The sequence below is a fragment of the Orrella sp. 11846 genome, assembly GCF_048820935.1.
Taxonomy (GTDB): domain Bacteria; phylum Pseudomonadota; class Gammaproteobacteria; order Burkholderiales; family Burkholderiaceae_B; genus Algicoccus.
In genome coordinates this window covers 274,710-294,300 of sequence record NZ_JBMERD010000001.1, presented here as the reverse complement: position 1 = coordinate 294,300, position 19,591 = coordinate 274,710, and the positions used below count along the sequence as shown (strand labels likewise).

25 protein-coding genes are annotated in these 19,591 nt (G+C 46.4%); 12 read left to right on the top strand and 13 right to left on the bottom strand.

Going from position 1 to position 19,591, the window contains the following annotated elements; genetic code table 11:
• The first annotated feature begins 21 nt into the window (after positions 1–21).
• Together ACOI06_RS01420 and ACOI06_RS01415 are read left to right on the top strand one after the other, a co-directional pair.
• The gene (locus ACOI06_RS01420; RefSeq protein ID WP_420660663.1) at positions 22–669 is read left to right on the top strand and encodes a type VI secretion system-associated protein TagO; all 648 of its coding nucleotides are present in this window, start codon (positions 22–24) and stop codon (positions 667–669) included.
• 112 nt (positions 670–781) lie between these two features.
• Positions 782–2,188 carry an ankyrin repeat domain-containing protein gene (locus ACOI06_RS01415; RefSeq protein WP_420660730.1) on the top strand — a complete coding sequence of 469 codons (1,407 nt, stop codon included), beginning with the start codon at positions 782–784 and terminating at the stop codon, positions 2,186–2,188.
• Positions 2,189–2,643: 455 nt separating this feature from the next.
• Here ACOI06_RS01415 and ACOI06_RS01410 read toward each other — a convergent pair whose 3' ends face one another.
• The 7 genes from ACOI06_RS01410 to ACOI06_RS01380 form a co-directional block, all read right to left on the bottom strand.
• A complete protein-coding gene (locus ACOI06_RS01410; RefSeq protein WP_420660662.1) occupies positions 2,644–3,954 on the bottom strand; it encodes an IS1380 family transposase in 1,311 nt (436 codons plus the stop codon).
• 292 nt (positions 3,955–4,246) lie between these two features.
• Complete coding sequence (locus ACOI06_RS01405) at positions 4,247–7,351, bottom strand: DEAD/DEAH box helicase (protein WP_420660661.1); 3,105 nt, start codon at positions 7,349–7,351, stop codon at positions 4,247–4,249.
• Entirely contained in the window at positions 7,348–8,673 is a 1,326-nt protein-coding gene (locus tag ACOI06_RS01400) for an EH signature domain-containing protein (protein WP_420660660.1), read from the bottom strand. The genes ACOI06_RS01405 and ACOI06_RS01400 overlap by 4 nt, the downstream gene beginning before the upstream one ends.
• Positions 8,673–9,668 carry an OmpA family protein gene (locus tag ACOI06_RS01395; RefSeq protein ID WP_420660659.1) on the bottom strand — a complete coding sequence of 332 codons (996 nt, stop codon included), beginning with the start codon at positions 9,666–9,668 and terminating at the stop codon, positions 8,673–8,675. Before ACOI06_RS01395 ends, ACOI06_RS01400 begins: the two co-directional genes overlap by 1 nt.
• Positions 9,668–11,512: a hypothetical protein gene (locus tag ACOI06_RS01390; RefSeq protein WP_420660658.1), complete on the bottom strand. Its 1,845-nt coding sequence runs from the start codon at positions 11,510–11,512 to the stop codon at positions 9,668–9,670. The genes ACOI06_RS01395 and ACOI06_RS01390 overlap by 1 nt, the downstream gene beginning before the upstream one ends.
• A 409-nt stretch (positions 11,513–11,921) precedes the next feature.
• Positions 11,922–12,221, bottom strand: coding sequence for an addiction module antidote protein (locus ACOI06_RS01385; protein WP_420660657.1), 300 nt, complete (start codon positions 12,219–12,221; stop codon positions 11,922–11,924).
• Complete coding sequence (locus tag ACOI06_RS01380; RefSeq protein WP_420660655.1) at positions 12,208–12,513, bottom strand: type II toxin-antitoxin system RelE/ParE family toxin; 306 nt, start codon at positions 12,511–12,513, stop codon at positions 12,208–12,210. Before ACOI06_RS01380 ends, ACOI06_RS01385 begins: the two co-directional genes overlap by 14 nt.
• A gap of 163 nt (positions 12,514–12,676) precedes the next feature.
• Here ACOI06_RS01380 and ACOI06_RS01375 point away from each other — a divergent pair, with 163 nt between their 5' ends.
• Complete coding sequence (locus tag ACOI06_RS01375; protein WP_420660654.1) at positions 12,677–12,856, top strand: hypothetical protein; 180 nt, start codon at positions 12,677–12,679, stop codon at positions 12,854–12,856.
• Between the two features lie 254 nt (positions 12,857–13,110).
• On the opposite strand, the gene ACOI06_RS01370 is transcribed toward ACOI06_RS01375, so the two are convergent.
• The 3 genes from ACOI06_RS01370 to ACOI06_RS01360 all read right to left on the bottom strand — a co-directional run bounded on the left by ACOI06_RS01370 (position 13,111) and on the right by ACOI06_RS01360 (position 14,191).
• A complete protein-coding gene (locus tag ACOI06_RS01370; RefSeq protein ID WP_420660653.1) occupies positions 13,111–13,377 on the bottom strand; it encodes a hypothetical protein in 267 nt (88 codons plus the stop codon).
• A 2-nt stretch (positions 13,378–13,379) separates the two neighbouring features.
• Positions 13,380–13,664: a hypothetical protein gene (locus tag ACOI06_RS01365; protein ID WP_420660652.1), complete on the bottom strand. Its 285-nt coding sequence runs from the start codon at positions 13,662–13,664 to the stop codon at positions 13,380–13,382.
• Positions 13,665–13,738: 74 nt separating this feature from the next.
• Positions 13,739–14,191 (bottom strand): phage tail tube protein, encoded by a 453-nt coding sequence (locus tag ACOI06_RS01360; protein WP_420660651.1) that lies wholly within the window; start codon positions 14,189–14,191, stop codon positions 13,739–13,741.
• A 199-nt stretch (positions 14,192–14,390) separates the two neighbouring features.
• On the opposite strand from ACOI06_RS01360, the gene ACOI06_RS01355 reads away from it, so the two are divergent.
• A complete protein-coding gene (locus ACOI06_RS01355; RefSeq protein ID WP_420660650.1) occupies positions 14,391–14,684 on the top strand; it encodes a helix-turn-helix domain-containing protein in 294 nt (97 codons plus the stop codon).
• Here the strand turns inward: ACOI06_RS01355 and ACOI06_RS01350 are convergent.
• Together ACOI06_RS01350 and ACOI06_RS01345 are read right to left on the bottom strand one after the other, a co-directional pair.
• Positions 14,681–15,052 carry a DUF3168 domain-containing protein gene (locus tag ACOI06_RS01350; RefSeq protein WP_420660648.1) on the bottom strand — a complete coding sequence of 124 codons (372 nt, stop codon included), beginning with the start codon at positions 15,050–15,052 and terminating at the stop codon, positions 14,681–14,683. The two genes, ACOI06_RS01355 and ACOI06_RS01350, sit on opposite strands and share 4 nt — an antisense overlap.
• Positions 15,052–15,576 (bottom strand): HK97-gp10 family putative phage morphogenesis protein, encoded by a 525-nt coding sequence (locus tag ACOI06_RS01345; RefSeq protein WP_420660647.1) that lies wholly within the window; start codon positions 15,574–15,576, stop codon positions 15,052–15,054. Before ACOI06_RS01345 ends, ACOI06_RS01350 begins: the two co-directional genes overlap by 1 nt.
• A gap of 87 nt (positions 15,577–15,663) precedes the next feature.
• On the opposite strand from ACOI06_RS01345, the gene ACOI06_RS01340 reads away from it, so the two are divergent.
• The 4 genes from ACOI06_RS01340 (at position 15,664) to ACOI06_RS01325 (ending at position 17,504) form a co-directional block, all read left to right on the top strand.
• Positions 15,664–15,921 carry a HigA family addiction module antitoxin gene (locus tag ACOI06_RS01340; RefSeq protein WP_420660646.1) on the top strand — a complete coding sequence of 86 codons (258 nt, stop codon included), beginning with the start codon at positions 15,664–15,666 and terminating at the stop codon, positions 15,919–15,921.
• A gap of 264 nt (positions 15,922–16,185) precedes the next feature.
• Positions 16,186–16,386: a DNA-binding protein gene (locus tag ACOI06_RS01335; protein ID WP_420660644.1), complete on the top strand. Its 201-nt coding sequence runs from the start codon at positions 16,186–16,188 to the stop codon at positions 16,384–16,386.
• Between the two features lie 441 nt (positions 16,387–16,827).
• Complete coding sequence (locus ACOI06_RS01330) at positions 16,828–17,130, top strand: type II toxin-antitoxin system HigB family toxin (protein ID WP_420660643.1); 303 nt, start codon at positions 16,828–16,830, stop codon at positions 17,128–17,130.
• A gap of 17 nt (positions 17,131–17,147) precedes the next feature.
• The gene (locus tag ACOI06_RS01325) at positions 17,148–17,504 is read left to right on the top strand and encodes a helix-turn-helix domain-containing protein (RefSeq protein WP_420660642.1); all 357 of its coding nucleotides are present in this window, start codon (positions 17,148–17,150) and stop codon (positions 17,502–17,504) included.
• A 164-nt stretch (positions 17,505–17,668) separates the two neighbouring features.
• Here the strand turns inward: ACOI06_RS01325 and ACOI06_RS01320 are convergent, their stop codons facing one another.
• Positions 17,669–17,998 (bottom strand): HNH endonuclease, encoded by a 330-nt coding sequence (locus tag ACOI06_RS01320; RefSeq protein WP_420660641.1) that lies wholly within the window; start codon positions 17,996–17,998, stop codon positions 17,669–17,671.
• A gap of 119 nt (positions 17,999–18,117) precedes the next feature.
• Here ACOI06_RS01320 and ACOI06_RS01315 point away from each other — a divergent pair, with 119 nt between their 5' ends.
• From ACOI06_RS01315 to ACOI06_RS01300, 4 genes are all read left to right on the top strand, one after another.
• Positions 18,118–18,423 (top strand): hypothetical protein, encoded by a 306-nt coding sequence (locus ACOI06_RS01315; protein WP_420660639.1) that lies wholly within the window; start codon positions 18,118–18,120, stop codon positions 18,421–18,423.
• Positions 18,424–18,468: 45 nt separating this feature from the next.
• Complete coding sequence (locus ACOI06_RS01310) at positions 18,469–18,924, top strand: DUF3489 domain-containing protein (protein WP_420660638.1); 456 nt, start codon at positions 18,469–18,471, stop codon at positions 18,922–18,924.
• A 159-nt stretch (positions 18,925–19,083) separates the two neighbouring features.
• Positions 19,084–19,296 (top strand): addiction module protein, encoded by a 213-nt coding sequence (locus ACOI06_RS01305; RefSeq protein WP_420660637.1) that lies wholly within the window; start codon positions 19,084–19,086, stop codon positions 19,294–19,296.
• Entirely contained in the window at positions 19,293–19,586 is a 294-nt protein-coding gene (locus ACOI06_RS01300) for a type II toxin-antitoxin system RelE/ParE family toxin (RefSeq protein ID WP_420660636.1), read from the top strand. The genes ACOI06_RS01305 and ACOI06_RS01300 overlap by 4 nt, the downstream gene beginning before the upstream one ends.
• Positions 19,587–19,591: the final 5 nt, after the last annotated feature.

Here is a 19,591-nt window from a genome sequence, read left to right as displayed (position 1 = left end):
TGATGATTGTTGGAAGATGTGATGAAAATATCTACTTTTTTGGCCTGTATATCATTGTTCCCGGTGCTGGTGGTGGCGAATCCGCTACAAAAAGAGGTTCTGTCTTGTTCGCAGATTAGTGATGGTCAGCAACGTCTTGAATGCTTTGATCGCTTAGGGTCTGATCTACAGGAAAAACTTAATCAAGACAGCGGGGACGAAGGAGTTGATTATGAGCCGACTCCGTCGAATTGGAGAATTGATATTTCTAAATCAGAGATCGATGATTCACCTTTCGTTACTCTTTTAACAAATGCATTAGAGCCAATCAGCGGCCGTTTCCGTGATTCATACAAACCAGTCCTCATTCTACGTTGTATGCAAAATACTACAGCGGCATTCATCGTTTTTAATGGACATCACATGGCCGATATACAAGGTTATGGACGGGTTACGTTTCGGGTGGACAAGCAAAAGGCATTCACTCAAAATACGAACGCTTCCACAGATAGCAAGGCACTTGGACTGTGGCGAGGCAACAGGGCCATTCCTTTCATTAAACGTCTCCTCGATGGAAAAACACTGTTGGTACAAGCGACGCCATTTAGTGAGTCACCAATAACAGTTACTTTTGATATTAGTGGTCTCAACGAGGCAGTTAAACCGCTGCGTGAGGCATGTAAGTGGTAATGAACACGGAGTGACCTCTTTATTCACGACTATCACCTGAATCAAAGATAAGAAACGTATTACGCCTGATGCTAGACTGTAAACGCAAAGTTTTCCTACGGTGAAAATAGTGATGAAAGTGTTCGGTTTTGCGAAAAGACTGCTGCTCATGTTGGTTGCTAGCGTAATGTGGGCAATTGCGTACGCAAGCACGCTCTTACCCTTTGATTCGTCGTGGACCTTATCCGATGTTCAGGAGCGAATTGCAGCGGGCGCTGATGTTAATGCTGTAGATCGTTTCAATTGGACGCCCTTACATCACGCTGTACGCGAGGCACAATTTCCAGAGGTTATCAAAGCATTGCTCGACGCTGGTGCCAATGTTAATGCCACCAGAGAAGATGGAAGTACTCCACTCATGGAGGCAGCGTTTTATAATCGTAGTGCTGAAGTTATTCAAGTTTTACTTGAAGCTGGAGCGGAAGTTAATGCTACTAATAAGTACGATAGTTCAGCTTTAATAAAAGCGACAAGAATAAATGAAAATTTAGATGTGATTAGAGCGTTATTGCAAGCTGGTGCAATTTTTGATAGGAAAAATAAATATAATGAAACACCATTAGAACGTGCAATTGTTTCTAATAGAAATTCCGATATTGTTGAAGAGCTTATTAAATACGAAAACAAGTCAAAACCTGAGGGCGCCGGCGCTTGGGTAAGTTTTCTAGCTTCAATTAGAACAAATCCTAACAGCGATTTGATTAAAAGTTATGTTGCCGAAGGAGGAAATGTCAATAAAAAAACTTTAGATCATATGACGCCACTATTATTGGCTTCTCGTTTTGGATCACCTCCTCAATTAATAAAGTCATTAATAGCTGCTGGAGCAGATATACATGCTGAGGAAACATCGGGACATTCTGTTCTCGAAACAGCATTGATTAATGAAAACTTCGATATTGCCAAAGAGCTTATATCTGCTGGTGCTAGTGTTAATGCAAGAAAGGATTTTGGTTTTTACGGTGGTGCAGGGATAACTCCACTTATGACGGTAGCTGAGAGGGGCTATAGCTCAAAACCTATCGATGTATTATTGGAAGAGGGGGCAAATATTCATGCAAGAACTGAAGAAGGCTGGACAGCACTGATGGTTGCTGCGCATCTTAATCCAAGACTTGAAATTATTAATAAGCTACTTGAAGCGGGATCCACAGTTAATGCGAAAAATAAAGATGGCGATAGTGCATTAACGCTTGCTGTTTCTCTTATCCCCAATATTGAAATCATTGAAAAATTAATTGAAGCTGGATCTGAACTTGATGCAAGAAATAAAGACGGCGATAGTGCGTTAATGATCGCTGCGAAGTTAGGACAAGATTCAGTTGTTGCCTATTTGTTGGATATGGGAGCCAATCCAAGATTGCGAAATACTGCTGGGAAAACCGCTCTGGATCACTATAATTTTTATAATTCAATTCTTAATAAAAACAACAAGAAAACAGATACGTATTGGCGATTAGTCGACGAGAGCTTTGATTAAGGGCTCTGTGTGTCGGCATAAGCCTGAACCATGTGGTTTGAAATAATGTGTAGCAAAGCACTCAAAGCTTTCATTGCCCAATAACCTCAAGCCCTGCGTCGCTCTTGTAGAAAATGCCAATTCATCCATCCATTTTTCCGATGTGGTTGCGTTTTATGGCGAGCGTGTCGCTGTCGAGTTGCGTCGCTAAAGGAGGTAATGCAGAGCTTAATGCCCCTTCTCATTGAGCCGACGATACTCGTCACAGCCCAATTGCAGCCCATTATCACAGGCTAGCCCGCAAATTTCATCATGTAGCCTGAATCTGTGATTTGTAGTGCTTTGCTTTGAGCTTTTCGTACGATTCAGTATTTCGGTGTTGTTTGCGTGTTATTTGATTGAGTTTCGCGATTTATAAGCGCAATTTCCCCTTACCCCGGCAGCGTCATCGTGCCCGGGAAACACTCTTTTTGAGATTAGGGGGACAGGGCTCGAACAGCACGCACAAGAATGTCTTGCAGCGGGTGATGTGACGCAAACATGATGCGTATTCGACGGGTGTTGCGAACCACGGCAGCACCAATTTTGAGATGTCGAACCCGAATGGTTGAGGTTGTCGCATTGGTCAGTTTTGTGCCAGTTAGCGCCAACTCTTTTAGGCGTTGCATCAGCGTGTAAGCAAGCGCAGAGAGCATGATTCGGAACCAGTTGGCGATGAAGCGGTGGCAGCTGGTGCGTGTGCCAAACAGATCCAATTGTGTTTCTTTAATTCGGTTTTCTGCCTCACCTCGTTTGCAGTACAGCGTGTCATAGATCCAGACCGGGCAAGCTCTGAGGTTCGTCACAATGTATCTTGGATTATTGCCTTGATGACCATATTCCAGACGTGTAATGACACGGCACTCTTTTTTCCAAGCCCGAGCGCCATAGGTCAACTCGTAGATAACACGTTGCTTACAGCCTGTATGTTGGTGACGAATCCTTAATCTTCGCTCCCAATGGCTTACGGCCTCTTGCAACCGAGCATTACGAGCCAGACCAATGACGTAATGTACTTGATTGCGCTCACACCAATTGATCCGCAATTGCCGGCAGAAACCGGAATCCCCTCGCACAATGATTTGTGCATCAGGCCATTGCTGACGCAAACGGGTGACCAGTAGTTTGATGATAGCGGCTGCATGTTTGGCCCCATCGATGCGACTGTTTCTAAGCACGCAAGTCAGGAGTGCATCACCACAATAAATATACAGAGGCAAATAGCAGTAGTGATCGTAGTATCCGTGAAACTGTCGCATTTCCTGATTCCCATGTAACGGAATGTCAGATGCATCAATATCCAGAATCAACTGATTTGGACGTTGGGTGAAAGAAGCGATGAACTGCTCTACCAGCACCTGGTTCAAAGCAATGATCTCCTCACGGGTCACGCTGGCTTCAAAGCGGCATAGCGTTGGACTACTGGCTAATTGTTCAACCCGGCCAACTGCGGTTTGTATCAGAGGATCATTGCGAAGCTGGTCGTGATCATTGAGGTCTTCATGACCTAGAGCCAGCGCATACAGGCGCTGCGCGACTAAATCTTGATGGGTGTGCGTAATGCGGGTGGGGTCCCGGCGATCACGAAGTGCATCGGCAATTGCAGCTGATAGACCGATGCGTTGATCAACCTGACGTAGCAGTATGGCACCACCATCAGAACTCAGGGCGCCTCCTTGAAAATCGGCTTCAATCACACGTCTTTGCAGACGACCAAAGTCGAGTTTATTTACGGTACAATTTGGCATCGGCGCAGTCTCCCTAAATCTTTTCTTAACAATTTGATTTTACGGGAAAAATGACTGCGCCGATCCTATTTGTGGTGAAATTTGCGGGCTAGTTGTCCGGTAAGTTAGGCGGTCAACGAGGGTCCTTTGCCAGCCGCGCTGAGGCCAACGCGTAGCAACCGCCCCTGCAAGTAGTGTAAGTGAGAAATTAAAACAGCGGACAACTAGTGAGATGTAGGGGGGGATCCTAAACTACTGCCTGGAAATTAGGAGTTGCATAAATTTCCTTATAATTGAGCTTTAAAATAAGAAATTATTGATATTTCCAAGAACCATCAGTGTTTGGTCCTTCCGCGAGTAATTTATCTCGTTCGAAAAGTGCTTTCATTGTTGAGCTTATGATGTTGCCACTTTCTTTTTGTGCTTCAGATATCAACATTTTTTGAAGCTGTTCAGAATCCTCCGAAGTATCACCCATAGGCCAAAGTGCGGAAGTTGCTAATTGGCGTTTACGTTGCATCAAGCTCTGTAAAAGGATGTCGAAAGAATGTTCTTGATAGTTCGAATGAATCGCAAGTGGTATATGCACGGATACAGCACGTTTTTGACCAATACGATGTACGCGGTCATTACATTGCTCTTCAACAGCTGGATTCCACCAGCGTGACAGATGTATGACGTGTGTCGCGGCCGTCAATGTGAGTCCTGTACCAGCAGCTTTGGGACCAAGTACCAAAAGATCGAATCCTTGGTCATCTTCCAAGTGTTTTTGAAATCGATTGACAATTGCTTGTCGTTTTAAAATCGGTGTGTCGCCATTAATTAAATCTACATTCTCCAGCCCAAACTCACCTTTAACGAGTTCAATGAAACGATGCTGCATTTGGCGACTCTCAATGAAAACCAAAGCTCGTTCACCAGAAGATTGAATTTTTCTCAAAACCTCAAATGTAGCCTCAAGTCGACCTGATGCTTGAATAAATGCATCATCGCTAATATGACCGTCAAGTGCTGGGTGAAGTGAGACTGTTCTAATGTGATGTAGCATTTTTAGAGCAGCACTTGTGCCGCCACTTTCAAGTTTTATCCTTGCTTCTTCATAATTTTTGGCTTGCTCTTGTGGCATCAAACGGGGATGCAAGTATCGTCGTTTTTCTGGTAAATCAGTTGCAACGGTTTCTTTTAATCGACGGAAAGCCAATGGCGATAGATCATTTTGTGCGCAAAAAACGCGATTGTAGAGCTCAAGCATATTGCGTTCATTAGGTGTGCCATACTTTTCGCGGAACTCAGACATTGAACCAAGTGCGCCGGGTGTGAGCTGATCCATGATTGCCCAGAGATCTGTGGTTTTGTTTTCGATGGGAGTGCCAGTTAAACCAATCCGAAAATCTGCGTTCATTGCTCTGGCTGCATTGGCTGCCAGTGTGCCTGGGTTTTTAATGTTTTGGATCTCATCAAAAACGGCTGTAGTAAAAGGGATTTTTCCAAGAGAGTGTTGATAATTTGTCAGTGTTTGGTAAGTTGTCAAAATCCAAGTTAAATGTCCTGCCCCCGAAGCGAGTGCTCGCTCTATATCAGAGAAATCTAATCGTGCCTCTCCGTTTTTTGTGTCCCATCCTGCTGCGCCTGCAAATCGGCGTCCAGCTGTATATGTGCCATATAGACGGATTAAATGACCGAGCCCCGGTTGTTCAACATGCTGTTTAACCTCTTGCTCCCAGTTCTCTAATAATGACGTTGGGGCCACAATGAGGAACGGTCCTTTTTTCGCATTAGCGTCACGCTTCATATGTTCATTAAGCCAGACTAGAAACGCGATCGTCTGTAATGTCTTCCCAAGGCCTTGCTCATCAGCATTTAGAATGCCAGGCATGCCTAATTTCCAAGCCTTGATTTTGATGTCTAAGCTTTCAACTTGATGATCCTTGAGTCGGGTGCGAATCGTGGAAGGTATTGTTGATGCAAGCGAGGTATTTCGTGGGCCTCGTTTGGGTCGCCAAAGCACTTCGGTGTAATTGTCTGCCGTCGATAGAATCACTGGACCTGCAAATACGGGGTTTTCTGCTACGTCTTCGCTTGAAATCGGAAGATCTACAATGTGTTTTCTTTGTATGATTTCGTCGATGGCATCGATGGTTTCAGTTGTAGCAGGTACTTCATGTTGATCAATCGATACGGTTTGTGTTCCAGCACCGATCATGTCCTCAATGTTTTCTTGGATCGCTTCAAGTTCTTCTACAGATTTTGACTCAAGGAGCTCTTTAACTTCATGGGTAAAAGTTTCGGGTAACCAAGTCGTACCGCTTGATGTGAATTCTTCAACAGGATTGCCTGTATAAACCTCGGAACCTGTGACTCGATCTGAGAATTGCATGAATTCTTCAGTTTCGATTAAAAGATTTTTAACTGCATTGTCGATAGTTTCTTCTTGGACGATTGGTGGTAAATCATCAAAATTTGTCTGTTGACGAAGATGCTCTTCGACTGCTTCAGTAATGTGAGGTCGTGGATTGCGCATAAAAGCAAGCCGTTCATTAGGAGGAGACTTTTGCGCTCTCGTCATTGCCTTTAATGCAGGTATGACTGCACGATCCATCACAAGAAATCGTCCAGGACCTAAACGATAGGCATTTAGTGCGCCACGTTCACGAACACGTTGCTGAAAAGTGTGAAGATCAGTGCCTCTTAATTCCGCCATTGTTTCTGAAGGATGAATTTGCTCGTTTAGATCGTCTGAAGAAAAAGGCAATATTTCAAAATCTTGACCTGATTCTGCGATCGAAATTGAGAGACTGTCTGCCAGAGAAACCTCAAGTCCAGAAAGAAAATCAGTCATAGACAGACGTGCGGACTGAGTTTGTCCAACTAATTCGACACCAGGTTCTAATGCCTTACGAAATCTGGCGAGTGCTTCCCAGTGGGCGGTGTCATCGTTTGATTGATGAAAATTATCGACCAATTCAACAGCATCCAACATCCATAAAGGTAAACGTTGTGCACCTTTATCTGTGGCCAGTATCGAGCCTGTTCGTGCTGGGGAACGAGCACGACCATCTCTAAACCATTGCGCACGTAATCGAAAGCTAGGCGTGCCAAGCACACCTTCAACGTCAGTGCGTAGTGTTAAGTCGGTTAATGGAGGCAAACCGAGAATCTGAGCTGTTTCCGCATCAACTGCCGCTGCAAGCTGGTGTGTCATTTCGATGGTATGGCTACCGATGATTGGATTCTGTTTTAACTCTTCTCCTAGTGCTCGTAGATCGGCGATTGCAAAGGCCAATCTTCTGTCGATTGATGAAAGCTGATTTAAATCTGTAGTTTTCGAAGGCAGCAAACGCTGTAAAAAGCCTTTCTGAGTAGAAGCCAAGCGTAATGTGACAGACTCGTCTGTGTAGGAGAACGTAAAGGTATTCATAGTCTTCTTAAAACAGAATCTTCCCAATTACCAGAATGGACTTGCTTCCAAAGCACGGATCTTATTTTTCGTATTCTAGCGACGTCGTAGTGTTCCAAATAAAGCTTTGGTGTTTCCGGATTGTGTGCATTAAATGCGTGTACTTGAAAGCTATAAGTTCCTTCAACGACAATTAACTCACCAATTCGCATAATGAGCAGGGACTTATCTTTTTCACCAATTTGTTTCCCGAAACGGCGACCACCATGTTGAGAGTCCATAGGTAACTTGTTTATTGCTGTGGCATAGCCTGCCTCATTAAAAGCGACCCAGACTTCATGAATACGACCTTGTTCATAAAGCGTCCACCAGAAGGCTTCACGCTCAGTCCACATATGACCACGTTCAACTTCAGTCAGTATTTGAAATAAGAATCGAATATCTGCGCCCATTAACCAACGCAGAAAAACGCCTTCGGCTTTTGGAGAAACTTCGTTCCAAGCAGCATGTCGATCAGCTCGTGGATGGCCATAAAGCGCAGTTAAGCGATCAATGAGGAGCGCTTTAATCTCTTGTGGTGGATCTTGATCTATCCAGACATTTAGCAAGGCATTAATAGCAACCCCAGCTCCATTTTGGCGCAAAGTATGTTGATCAGGATTTAACCAAGATAGTAGCTTTTCAATCTCGTTTTGATTGTCTAATTGAGTAGCCATTGATTGAACAAATGCGAGGTGAGCCGCATCCATCAGCCCAGGTGCATGAGGCTGACGTAAACCTCTCGAACGTAAATTGTGCCATGGATTGTCAGTGTTCATCATCCATTCAGAAATGACTTCAGGTGCTCTGACGGGATCTAATAATTGTGGGAAATTGATTAATAGTTTTTGCCAGCGTGCACCAATGCGTGCTTTGACTTGTGACAAACAACGAGCCAGTTCTTTTGTGTGTGGTGCGTCAATTTCATAGGTTTCAACATAAATCCGCATCATTGGGTTCAAAAAACCCTGTCGATCTGAGGCAATAATTTCTCGGTAAAGAAACCGGCGGATTTCTATTAAATCATCGCGCAAGCGATGTACAGCAGAAAAAACGAGTGAAGCAACTTTTGTAACAAAGCTCATAGGCACTTTGTGCCAATCACGCTTTGCGATGCGTTGATGCATTTCAGCAAAGAGCTCTTCCGAATCGTTTTGAGGTGCGACAGGAGAGACGTCAAAACGATTCATGATCCGACGAATAGTTCGCTCAAGTATCTCGAAAGAGGGCGGAGTCGGTAAATAGATGGGACGAAGATTATCTAATCGCCCGGATAATGAGATGGTTGTTTCTGACTTCTCCATTATGGGTCCACACTCTTGCCATCAATCAAAGCTTCTCGCACCGTTTCGATCTGATCAGAATTTACAGGGACGTACATGATGATTCTAAGATCAATGCGTCGGTTTGCTGCTTTTCCTTCGGGGGAATTATTTGAGGAAACTGGCCTCATCTTCCCATATCCTGCAACTGAAAGAACCGGCTGACTCCGAAAGTTTAGATGTTCGATCAGACCTGGCTCATGTTGCGTCATAACTCTAAAGGTTTCATTAGCTCGGGCAGTTGAGAGCCCTAAGTTCATAATATCATTGCCATCTGAATCTGTGTGACCTTCTATTTGGATGGCTTCGATCAACGCAAAACCGGAATTGCACTCAGTTTGTTTATTTGAATTGCTACCAAGCGTGTAGCAGGGCAGAATTTGTTCTAAACGTTGTGCGACTGTCTCTATAAAATCCCGACGATCCGGACGTAATCCTGCTTGGCCACTACGGAATAGTCCATCTCCTTGAAACCGCAATGCATCCGACTCTTCGCTTAAAACCACCTCAAGATCAGGGAAATCAATCAGTAATTGGTGCTGTAGCTCCTCGAGAATACGGCGACGTTCTGCAAGACTTTGATTAATGTATATTTCTAAAGGATCGGGTGTTTTTAAACGTAGGATTTCCTGCTCAAGCTCTAGAATTTTCTGCTCAAGCTTTACGATTTCCTGTTTTAATTTGCCCTGAATGGTTTCGTTTTTTGCCAGCAGCTCTTTCAGTTTAACTATCTGCTGTGTCAATTCTTCTATCTGTTTTGTCAGTTGATTTTTTTCACGCGTAAGTGCATCACGTTCCGACAATACTCGTTGATGTTCGGGAAGGCTGACGCTTTTATCAGGGTCATACTGGTTGGCAAAAAAAGCCAAAAGCAGCATCACAATGAACAGAAAACTGACTGTCATATCTGTCATTGAGACAAAGACTGATTCTTCGTCTGTTTCACGTGTGTGGCGACGCTTGAAACTGGCGCGCATTAACGATCTCCCTGCTGTGGCTCAAATTCTTGTAAGCCATCCAGAATCGTTTGCAAAGTCGAGAGTGCTGCGTTTAAATCCTCTGACATTGTTTTGACGTGACTGCGAACAGTTTGCATTGCTGATTCAGTCTGTGACGTATACAGGTCGAAGGCATGACCTAATTTCTGGTCGATTGTATCCATTCGATCGCCTTGATCACGCAGTCGCTCGAGCGCAATAGTCACAGCTGACAGCGTGCTCTCAATACTTTGACGTTCTGCCGCAATTGTTTCTTTTGCCGTCGAAAGTGTCTGTGCAGCAGCTTCAGCAGTGACTTTTGCACTTTCTATCACTGTCGTGGCAGCATTACGGGTACCGTCAGCCATCTGACGTACTGCGAGTTCGATTCTTTCAGTTGTAGACCGTACAGGCGTCGCAGCGAGTACCAATGCTTCAGAAGCACCACGGAAGTTTGTTGCTGCATCAGCGCCAGCCTGAGCACCATCACGGACTGAATTGACAAGATGTCGAACCTCGGCCACGCTGTTTGCCATTGTATTGACCATTTCACCAATTTGTTCAGACACCAAACGAAGTGGTTCGATTAAGTCTTGTCCGGCTTGTGAGGATAGTTTTTGGCTCAACTCATTGATTTCAGTTCCGGCTTTTCCAAAAGCCTCGATTATGGATTGGCCTGCGGTATTAATGGCAGCACTTGCTTCGTGACTTGTTTGAGTGATCTTCTCTTTTGCTGCGTCGGTTCCATCACGTGCTGCTGCTTCCATTTCACTACGCATCACGCTGGCTGCTTCACGAATTTCTAAAGCCGCGTTTGAAATTGCTCGAGCACCTTCGCCTGTGTTGTCTCTAATACTTTCCAAAGTGGAGTTCATTGCTGCAAGCAAACGATCTGTACCTTCAGCGAAACTTCCTGATGTTGCTTGTATGCTTGTAGACATCGCAGTTCGTAAATCGTCAATCGATTCTGCGACTCGAGTGACAATCGTTTCCATTTCGGAATTTATACGCCCTGAAGATTGATCGAATCTATCTGCCAACGAGCTGATTTTGTCACCCGCTAGCGTCAAGTGCTCACTTGCTTGGGCTAGAGCTGATGACACGCTGGAACTCATTTGATCTGAAAGATCTGTGGCCATGCTGGAAATGCTTTCAGTTCCTTGTTGGCTAACCTTATCCAAGATTGGCTGCATGGTGAGGCTAATCGATGAAGAAATTGCTTGAGGCAAATCTGTTCGCAATGTTCCTTGAAGTGTTTCGGCCAACTCTAAAGTTTGATTACGGAAATGATCACGCGTTTCTTGCATGGAACGCAATTGTTCGAGACCAATTTCTTCAAGACTAATGGAGCTAACTCTGCCTTTAAGCAAGCGACATAGTGCGTACAGTTCTCGGTCTAATCGCCCAGTCATATTCCGAAACACAATTGTTAAAATGATCGAACAAACTAAACCCGTCAATGACATAATGAACTTTGCCGAGGCAATCCGCAAAAGATTTGCCATGGCTGCATCGTCAATTTTGTCGATGGACATTTGCTGTAATGCTGCCACTAAACCCAGAAACGTTAGAGCCAGTCCGATAGAAATGAAAAGACCTGGTGCAATTCGATAAAAGCCTAGTCCAAAATGCAAATCTTCAACATTAAAGAAATCTAATGGTCGTGCAGAGCTCCTCAGAACTGGGGGATCATGGCGTTCATCGACCACAACGGTTTCATCAAACTCTTCCCAAGCTTGAGCAAGAGATTTGTTTGTCGCAGACGTATTTCTATCGTTAAGCCACTGCGCTATCTTTTCTCTGTCTTCTACGCCCGATTGGCTTGGCAAGTTAGAAATTTCCATTCGGAGATTTCTAACTGCAACCGTTCGGCGTTGATATCTTAGGCGCACGACTAGCCACACCAAGATGGCCGCGATAACCAGTAAGAAAACAACTAATCCGGGGGTCCCTTCATCTCTCAATGTGTTTGCAAGAATGAGGACTAAATCTTTGATTGCCTCGCCAAAAGATAGAATCGTTTGCATCATATATGTCGATAGCCCTTGAGTTTCACAAATTTTGACGAAAAAATATCTTAATCAGCACTGAATCGCATAAAGTTTTGATCACAAAACCCCTGTGTGTCAACATAGACCTGAGCCACATGATTTTGAGATAACGTATATATCAGGACGCTCAGATGGTCGAAATCGGAGCATGTAAATTTTTTATGTAACTGCTTTGGTTGGTTAGTTGCAGATATGCTATTCGTCAATTATGTGTGGTCACAGTTCCGATTGTTAGCTTAAAGCCCATGGCGTGGATAACCTTGAACAACGTGTCGGAGCTGGGCGCACGCTCGCCAGATAAGCTTTTGTAAAGGCTTTCGCGAGACAGTCCAGTGTCACGCGCTAATTGAGTCATGCCTCGGGCTTTAGCGATGTCGCCTAACGCGGCTGCCAACAGTGCTGGATCTCCGTCTTCTATCACAGCTTGAAGATAAGCAGCGATGTCAGCTTCGTCATTGAGGTAGTTGGATACATCAAACGGTCTGGTTTTAATTTTGCTCATTTTGTAACTCCTGAGCCAAGGCTTTGGCTCGTTCAATATCTTTCTTTTGACTGGATTTATCGCCTCCGCCCAGCATCATAATGACTGTGCTTCCGTGTAAGACGTAATACATTCGCCAGCCTGGACCGAAGACTTCGCGCATCTCCCATACATTGTCGCCCACAGATTTATGATCACCGAGGTTGCCAAGTGACGCTTTTCTTAGTCGAAGCTGCAGCCGCGCACGTGTCGTGCGATCTTTTAAGCTGTTGAACCATTGTATGAATGGCTCTGTTTCAATGACGCTGTACATTGGTGCATTGTAGCCTTGTGGCTACGATATGCCAATGATTTATTTGCATCCCGAAAGCTGAAACTCATGGTTCTTGCTCTAGATGTCCCCCTATGTGTCAACATAAAGTTGAGCCATGTGATTTCGAGATAACGTATATATCAAGGCGCTCAGGAGATCAAAAATGCCAAAACCAATTACCGTTGTTGACCCGATGGTCAAACCCGATCCAGTATTTGAAAAACGGACTTACCGGGTCTTTATGGCTGAATACAAACTATCGATTCTTCAGAAAACTGATGCTTGCAAGCATGGCGAACTGGGTGCGTTACTGCGTCGCGAAAACTCTATTCTAGTCAACTGATGCGCAATGGCGTCGCGAGCTGAGCGAAAGCGGTGTTGCCGGTCTAAGTAAATCAGCGCCAGGTTCCAAACCTCTTTAAACTGCTGAACAAAAACAGATTGAATAACTGGAGAAAGAGAATCAGTGGCTTCGTTGTCAGATTGAGATGAAAGATGGCTGCCTAGAGCTCCAAAAAAAAGCCTTAAAAATCCTGGAAAAGCTCGAAAGGAGTGAATCGCAACTGCGATGGGATTGTTACCAGAACAGCTAGAATTCTAAATTTGCGCTTTTGGTTTATTACCAAACGCAGCCAGCATGGCCATGTCCGCATTGGAAAACTGTTCAGGTGCGGGTGTGGGCACAAGAAACTCAAACTTGTCTTTGGCCGGACCTCCGGCAAAACACGACGACACAAGCACAGCAGGGCGATGAAACCGGTGATGGTGATCAAAGGGCATCTCTTCGTAGAAGGCTTGCCAGGACATGAACTCTGTCATCGGCATCGTGTGCTGCAACTGCGTGACAGTTTTACCGAGCGCCAACGCTAAGATGTGCCAGAATCGCCTGTGTTGATCTCTTTTGGGGCGGTGGCGTTGACCTCCTGCAAAGCATTAAAGAGGGCGAGCATCGGGCCGACCTTGAGCTTCTTAGCTTGCTCGAGTGTCAAGGCCGGTTTGCCATCAGGGGTGACGACAGCGGCAACAATCGATCGGGCCATGCTGTCGATGCGCACCTGCTCGTTGTCCGAGTCGTTGTCCAGTGCAAAGCGCCGAAAGCTTCCGGCAGGCAGTTCTTTAAAGTGCAGCGTGTGTTTGCTGCCGTCGGCCAACTCGACCTCGCGAGCGTGAATCGTGTCGGAGATAAAAAAGCGGTATCCAGCATGATTAATCCTTCCAAGTCCAGTTAACGCGCCCGGAGCGCTGTAGAGTCAAAGTGCCTGCCGACTTTGTCGGCAGTGGCAATGTCGATCTCGACGTCAGCTACGTAGGCGGTGAATTCAATGCTTGTACGATCGGCAGGGTGTTCAAAGTCGCCGTTGGAATCTAGCTCTGGGATTTCGATGCCATCGGACAAGCAAATTAGCCACTGAATCTTTTCTCCGGTTTCTTTGAGGTAAAAGAACTCGTGATGGTCAGCGGCCTTGGGCTCGAGGTTGAAAGGGATGGACACGATTCCGGGTGAGGCCAACCGTGCGAGGTATTGACGCTCGTCTGTGTCGTCCAAGCAAGTGGAATCGATCTGGTCGCGTGGGCCACCTAATCCACTGACACCGGTCGGGCAGGTCACTTTCATGAAGCCGTCCGAAACCGCATCGGTCTGGAAAAACAGGTGTGTACCCTGGGTCTTAATAGACATAGGAGTGCTCCAATAAAAAACCCGGCACTAGGCCGGGTGGGTGTTTGTACCGAGAACACCGATTCAGTGGTCTCGACGGTATGGTTGTGTATGAGTTAGTTTGCTTTGTGCTGTGGGCGGTTTAAAAGCCTTATGCAGGTGTTTGTATAATTCGAGGCGGTGTTTGCAAACTCTCACATCACTTCGAGGGAAAATTGAAATGGACAGCAGCCGTATCGATATCACTCAAAGCAGCGGCAATGTATTTCTTGATCTGGGGTTTGAGCCAGCGCAAGCGCAAATCATGAAACTGCGTGCCGAGGTCATGATTCACATTGAACAGCAAATCAAAGCCAAAGGTTGGACCCAAGCTCAAGCAGCAGAGCAGCTGGGAGTTACACAACCCCGCGTATCTCGACTCGTGCAGGGGAAAGTCGAGGATTTCAGTTTGGATATGTTGCTGACCTTGGCTTCTCGTGCCGGACTTCATGCTGAACTAAAAGTCAGCGCTTAAATTGAGCGGTTGTATATAAACTCAACCTGCAGTGAGATGCGAAACAGCTTCGTGTCTGATTCACGCGCCTGCAAGATCACGCGATTGGCTTGACCGGCGGCATCCAGTGCATCTCGTACTGCACTGGCCAGCGACACGCATACAGCTTCTCCACCATCATCTGGTCCGGCCCAGCAGTCGATTTGCACCATGTCGGTGTCACCGCAAGGGCGACCAGAGAGTTGGTTGTGTGGGTCGGTGCTGACAACGTACCAAGTCAGGTATGGCGCTTTCACATTCTGCGGCGCAAAGCCTGAGCTATAGATTCGTGTGTCGACCAAGGCCTGCACAGCGGGTGTATTCAGTGTTTGGTAAATTGGTGCAAACATTAGCGGTTCTTCTGTTCGAGTTGCGTGACAATCTTCTGAATGCGGTTATCCAGATCTTGGGTAATGACTTCGATGGCGGCTCGTCCCTTTTGTTGAACAGCGGGACGCAACCAAGGGTAGGCTGGCATCTTGCTGGTTCCGTATTCTAGAAACCGACCGTAGTAAGCAGGGCCTTGTGTCAGATAAGCTTTGCCAGCACGACCCAGACGTACGTTTCGACGGTTGCCTGCGTAGTGGGCCACTTTAGGTCGTACTCGCACGAGGTACCGCTCGCCGTTAAAACCTTGAGGACCTCTGCGAGCTCGCGTGACCATGATGTTCTTGGCCAGTAGCCCGGTACTTACGTTGCCACGGGCAGCCACCCCGCTCAGAATGTTGGTGCGTGCCTGATCACGGATCATTCTTGCACCCTTGGCCAGTGAGAGCGCAGCAGGTCCACCACGCTGACTGACTATCTCGGGTGGCAGTGAATTTAAGGTTTTGACTACGTTGTCAATGCCTCGGATTTTGATATCAACCTTCATCTCTAATCTCAGTTTTGATGGCCAATTCGTCTTGCGACAGGCAGCTCCTTTAAAATCACAAGAATGGTTTGTGACCTGGAGAACAAAATGCGTATGCATGCCCCCGCGCACCCGGGTCTGGTGCTTCGTGAATACCTAGGCGATTTAACTGTGACAGAAGCGGCACGTCGTCTTGGTGTTACTCGTGTGGCTTTGTCACGAATACTGAATGGTTCGGCTGGCATATCAGCTGATATGGCCTTACGGCTTCATGAGGCCTTAGGCACAAGTGCTGAAATGTGGATAAACATGCAGACAAATTACGAGCTTTGGCAGGCGAGTAAAAAACCAAGACCTAAGATTTGAACCGTTCAGTCAGATCGCATACACCTGAGCTTGATTGTTATTCCAGACTCTCAGTTTGGTCATGTTCAGTTGTGGCAATAATGCAGTCCAGATCAGTGGGTGGCACGTCATCTTCATCGTATTCAGCCAGCGCCAGAATGAGCGTGTCAAGTTTGCCTTCGATACGATCCAGCTAGTGCATAATGCGTTGTTGGAGGTTACGTTTTGCCATATTTTTTGACCTTGTAAATACTTAGTTGGTTATACGGATAGGGAGAAAAAGCCATGAAAGCCATTGAGATTTCACTTTTTGATGCGGCTGAGTATCTCGACAGCGAGCAAGCGATTGCCGAGTATTTGTCTGCGGTTAAAGAGGAGAATGATCCTGTGTTGTTGAGAGGGGCCTTGGCTAACATTGCAAAAGCTCGCAGTATGGCAAAGGACGTCAATGTAAGGCCGATGAATAAATCAGTCAGCGATCAATAAAAAACAATCAAAGCCTCGCTAAAGGCTTCTTGTTTATTGACCCTCAGAGGTTCCTTGTTCGACCCGAAGCAGCTACACGCGTCGGGCGGTGAGATCAGTCTCGATTGAGACGATGTTGTAAATGCGACTATCCCAAAGGATGCGACAGGTGTAAAGTTTGGTTTAATCGACCGTGGTGACAAAGTCAGGTTGTCAGCTGTGCACAGCTCCAGACACGGGCCTGATTGTCGGTGAACCAGTCGGGCGGGGTCGGGTCAGACAGCAGCAGTTGCGGCTCGTTTTTATTTAACAGGCGTTTGTCGGGGTTGCCAGCGAAGGTCTTCAGTGCGATGGGGGTTGGTTTGCGTCCTCTTATAATGATAGAAATCCGTGATTATCTTAGTGTGATTGAAGTTTAAAAATTATCTTGCGACAGTCCCGAATTGGGACTGTCATAACGATATGAGAGTGTTTGCCATTGCCACATTGCGTGAATTCTGGATGCGACATCCCGCTGCAGAGCAGCCGCTTAAGTCTTGGTATAAGGAGGCGCTCGCTGCAAACTGGGAGCAACCTGCGGATATCAAGGCACAGTATCGAAACGCCAGCATATTAAAAAATCGTCGTGTGGTATTCAATATAAAAGGCAATGACTATCGCCTCATTGTTGCGGTGGCTTATCGCTTACAAGTCGTGTACGTTAAGTTCGTCGGTACGCATAAAGAATATGACGCGATAGATGCTGAAACCGTGGAGATGACATAAATTACAGAGGCACAGATATGCACATCCGTCCCATTCGTACTCAAGCCGATTACCAGGCATCATTGAAAGAAATTTCAGTGTTGGTTGATATGGATCCAGCGATTGGAACCCCTGAAGGGGATCGTCTGGATGTTCTGGCGACTTTGGTTCAGGCCTATGAGGCCAAGCATTTTCCGATTGAATCACCTGATCCAATTGAGGCCATCAAATTTAGGATGGAACAAGGCGGTTTAGGGGTTAAAGAGTTGGAACCCATGATCGGTCGATCAAATCGAGTTTATGAAGTGCTTAGTCGTAAGCGACCACTGACTTTGAACATGATTCGTAAACTACATCACGAGCTGGGTATTCCAGCTGACGTGCTGATTGCGTGATGGCACTCTTCCCATAGAGTCAAAACATTACCCTATAGTTAATTTCGCGCCTGCAAAAAAATGTTTGGGTGGGTGGTCTTAAGAAATTCTTGCGGACTTTGATCCCACCCCTTACTCTGTATTGCTCTTTGCTTCTATTGATTTTTTGTTAAAACTGTGATTCATCATGTTTTTGAATCATGGTTTTTAGCCTGTCCTCGACGCGCTTCTTGAGCGGTTTTCTTACGATGACAGCGCTTGTTGATGGCTTGCAGGTTGCTATGCTCATCACCACCACCTTCGGCAAACGGCACGATGTGATCGACCTCGTGTGCGGGCAGTGGCACTGCTCTTTGTCGACAGTCTTTGCACTGGCACAGCCAGGCATCGCGCTTCAGAATCTCCAGTCTGCGTTTGGCCCACCCAGGGCCGCGTCCACGCCCCCAGTTAGGTGGTGTGGGCTCGTGTCGCCGAGCGGTCGTGAGGCGTTTAAACAACGGCGCTCGGGTGGCCATGGCGCAATACGATCAAGAGTAAAAACATATTTAAAAACAATCAGTTAGTGCTTGATAAATGTTCAAATTGAAGCAAATATGAAGCTGTACAAAACAACAGCTAATCAAAGGAGCTTCACATGAAAAACTTTATCGACCTCAAGGCCCGCCTCGCAGACGAGCATGGCACTCAAGCCCTGGACAACGCCCGCCGAGTGCTGGTGCTTGCTTTAAATGAACTGGACCGTCACATCGATCGTTACAACGACGCGAGCGACCTGCAGGACAAGGCTGACAGCTTGAACTGGGCTTTGGGCCACCTGACCACCTTTGTGCCGAGCAACGTGCGTTTAGACATGCTGGCAGGGGCTCAGGCAGAGCTGGCAAGTGCCGCTGTGATGACTCAGATGGCACAGACCACAGCCGATCAGACAGACACCGAGTAATTAAAACTGCCGGGCCTGTCCCGGCACCTATGAAGGAGAATAACCATGACAACGATCTTAATGACCGAGACACAGCAAACCGTGTTGACCCACGCCATCGAGCACACCCAAGGGCGCATTGAATGGTTCCCAGACAACGTCAGAGGTGGCATCAAGACCAGAGTCCTGCAGTGCTTGTTAAACAACGGGCTTGCATCCAACGACGGACAAAACTGGATGGTGACACCGGTGGCTTATCAAGTGCTCAACATCGAGCAGCCGCAGCAGGTTGAGGAGGCAGAGTCCCAAGACAAACCTTTGTTTCGAGCTGGCAGTAAACTGGCCACGGTGCTGGATCTACTGCAACGTCCCGAGGGCACGACCATCGAACAGGTGATAGAAGCCACGGGTTGGCAGAGCCACACGGTGCGTGGCACCTTTGCCGGGATCCTAAAGCGCAAGGGGGTGGTCATCACCTCCGACAAGCCTGAGAAGGGTGATCGCATCTACCGAGCCAGTTAACGTTTTGTTTGTTCAAAGAAACCCTATTGTTTTCGTGACCTGCATTTTGGAATTTAGTAGGAAAAATAAATCCTGAAAACTTTGTGTTGTTGTTTAACGCAGCGTATGATGAAGGGGCTGGGTTTCTTTGTTCAAGGCCCATAAAGTTAGGAGATATTAATGAGCATAGCTACGCTGAGGCGGTTGCCAATTGAGCAACGAATAAAATTAGTTGAAGATCTTTGGGATAGTATTGCTGCGGATCAGAACTCCCTCGAGCTCACCGAGTCACAGTGCCGGGAGCTGGATCGTAGGCTTGAAGCTTATCTATTGAATCGAGAGGCGGGACAGCCGGCAGAAGTTGTTTTAGCAGAACTTGAAAGTCGCTTGTGACCCGTTACTCATTAAAAGTACTTAGTGAGGCCAAGCAAGATCTTGCAGAAGCACTCGACTGGTATGAGGCACGTCAATCCGGTTTAGGTAGGCGGTTTCTTGCAGAAATATCATCATGCTTGGAGCGCATTCGTCCGATGATGTACGCTAAAGTCCGCTCGGAGACTCGCCGCGCAGTGGTGAATCGTTTTCCATTTGCTGTTTTTTATTACATTGATGCGAATGAAGTTGTGGTTCTTGCTGTGTTGCATATGAGTCGAGACCCGCAGCGCTGGATGCAACGCTCATAATCCTC

What these genes read in the sequence shown, in the direction of transcription:
- ACOI06_RS01400 (WP_420660660.1), bottom strand. Translation starts at nt 8,673, where the DNA reads ATGGAGAAGTCAGAAACAACCATCTCATTATCCGGGCGATTAGATAAT.
- ACOI06_RS01380 (WP_420660655.1), bottom strand. Translation starts at nt 12,513, where the DNA reads ATGTACAGCGTCATTGAAACAGAGCCATTCATACAATGGTTCAACAGC.
- ACOI06_RS01330 (WP_420660643.1), top strand. Translation starts at nt 16,828, where the DNA reads ATGAGAGTGTTTGCCATTGCCACATTGCGTGAATTCTGGATGCGACAT.
- ACOI06_RS01405 (WP_420660661.1), bottom strand. Translation starts at nt 7,351, where the DNA reads ATGAATACCTTTACGTTCTCCTACACAGACGAGTCTGTCACATTACGC.
- ACOI06_RS01310 (WP_420660638.1), top strand. Translation starts at nt 18,469, where the DNA reads ATGACAACGATCTTAATGACCGAGACACAGCAAACCGTGTTGACCCAC.
- ACOI06_RS01355 (WP_420660650.1), top strand. Translation starts at nt 14,391, where the DNA reads ATGGACAGCAGCCGTATCGATATCACTCAAAGCAGCGGCAATGTATTT.
- ACOI06_RS01360 (WP_420660651.1), bottom strand. Translation starts at nt 14,191, where the DNA reads ATGTCTATTAAGACCCAGGGTACACACCTGTTTTTCCAGACCGATGCG.
- ACOI06_RS01395 (WP_420660659.1), bottom strand. Translation starts at nt 9,668, where the DNA reads ATGCGCGCCAGTTTCAAGCGTCGCCACACACGTGAAACAGACGAAGAA.
- ACOI06_RS01350 (WP_420660648.1), bottom strand. Translation starts at nt 15,052, where the DNA reads ATGTTTGCACCAATTTACCAAACACTGAATACACCCGCTGTGCAGGCC.
- ACOI06_RS01415 (WP_420660730.1), top strand. Translation starts at nt 782, where the DNA reads ATGAAAGTGTTCGGTTTTGCGAAAAGACTGCTGCTCATGTTGGTTGCT.
- ACOI06_RS01335 (WP_420660644.1), top strand. Translation starts at nt 16,186, where the DNA reads ATGAAAGCCATTGAGATTTCACTTTTTGATGCGGCTGAGTATCTCGAC.
- ACOI06_RS01345 (WP_420660647.1), bottom strand. Translation starts at nt 15,576, where the DNA reads ATGAAGGTTGATATCAAAATCCGAGGCATTGACAACGTAGTCAAAACC.
- ACOI06_RS01410 (WP_420660662.1), bottom strand. Translation starts at nt 3,954, where the DNA reads ATGCCAAATTGTACCGTAAATAAACTCGACTTTGGTCGTCTGCAAAGA.
- ACOI06_RS01315 (WP_420660639.1), top strand. Translation starts at nt 18,118, where the DNA reads ATGAAAAACTTTATCGACCTCAAGGCCCGCCTCGCAGACGAGCATGGC.
- ACOI06_RS01375 (WP_420660654.1), top strand. Translation starts at nt 12,677, where the DNA reads ATGCCAAAACCAATTACCGTTGTTGACCCGATGGTCAAACCCGATCCA.
- ACOI06_RS01385 (WP_420660657.1), bottom strand. Translation starts at nt 12,221, where the DNA reads ATGAGCAAAATTAAAACCAGACCGTTTGATGTATCCAACTACCTCAAT.
- ACOI06_RS01320 (WP_420660641.1), bottom strand. Translation starts at nt 17,998, where the DNA reads ATGGCCACCCGAGCGCCGTTGTTTAAACGCCTCACGACCGCTCGGCGA.
- ACOI06_RS01325 (WP_420660642.1), top strand. Translation starts at nt 17,148, where the DNA reads ATGCACATCCGTCCCATTCGTACTCAAGCCGATTACCAGGCATCATTG.
- ACOI06_RS01420 (WP_420660663.1), top strand. Translation starts at nt 22, where the DNA reads ATGAAAATATCTACTTTTTTGGCCTGTATATCATTGTTCCCGGTGCTG.
- ACOI06_RS01305 (WP_420660637.1), top strand. Translation starts at nt 19,084, where the DNA reads ATGAGCATAGCTACGCTGAGGCGGTTGCCAATTGAGCAACGAATAAAA.
- ACOI06_RS01390 (WP_420660658.1), bottom strand. Translation starts at nt 11,512, where the DNA reads ATGGAAATTTCTAACTTGCCAAGCCAATCGGGCGTAGAAGACAGAGAA.
- ACOI06_RS01340 (WP_420660646.1), top strand. Translation starts at nt 15,664, where the DNA reads ATGCGTATGCATGCCCCCGCGCACCCGGGTCTGGTGCTTCGTGAATAC.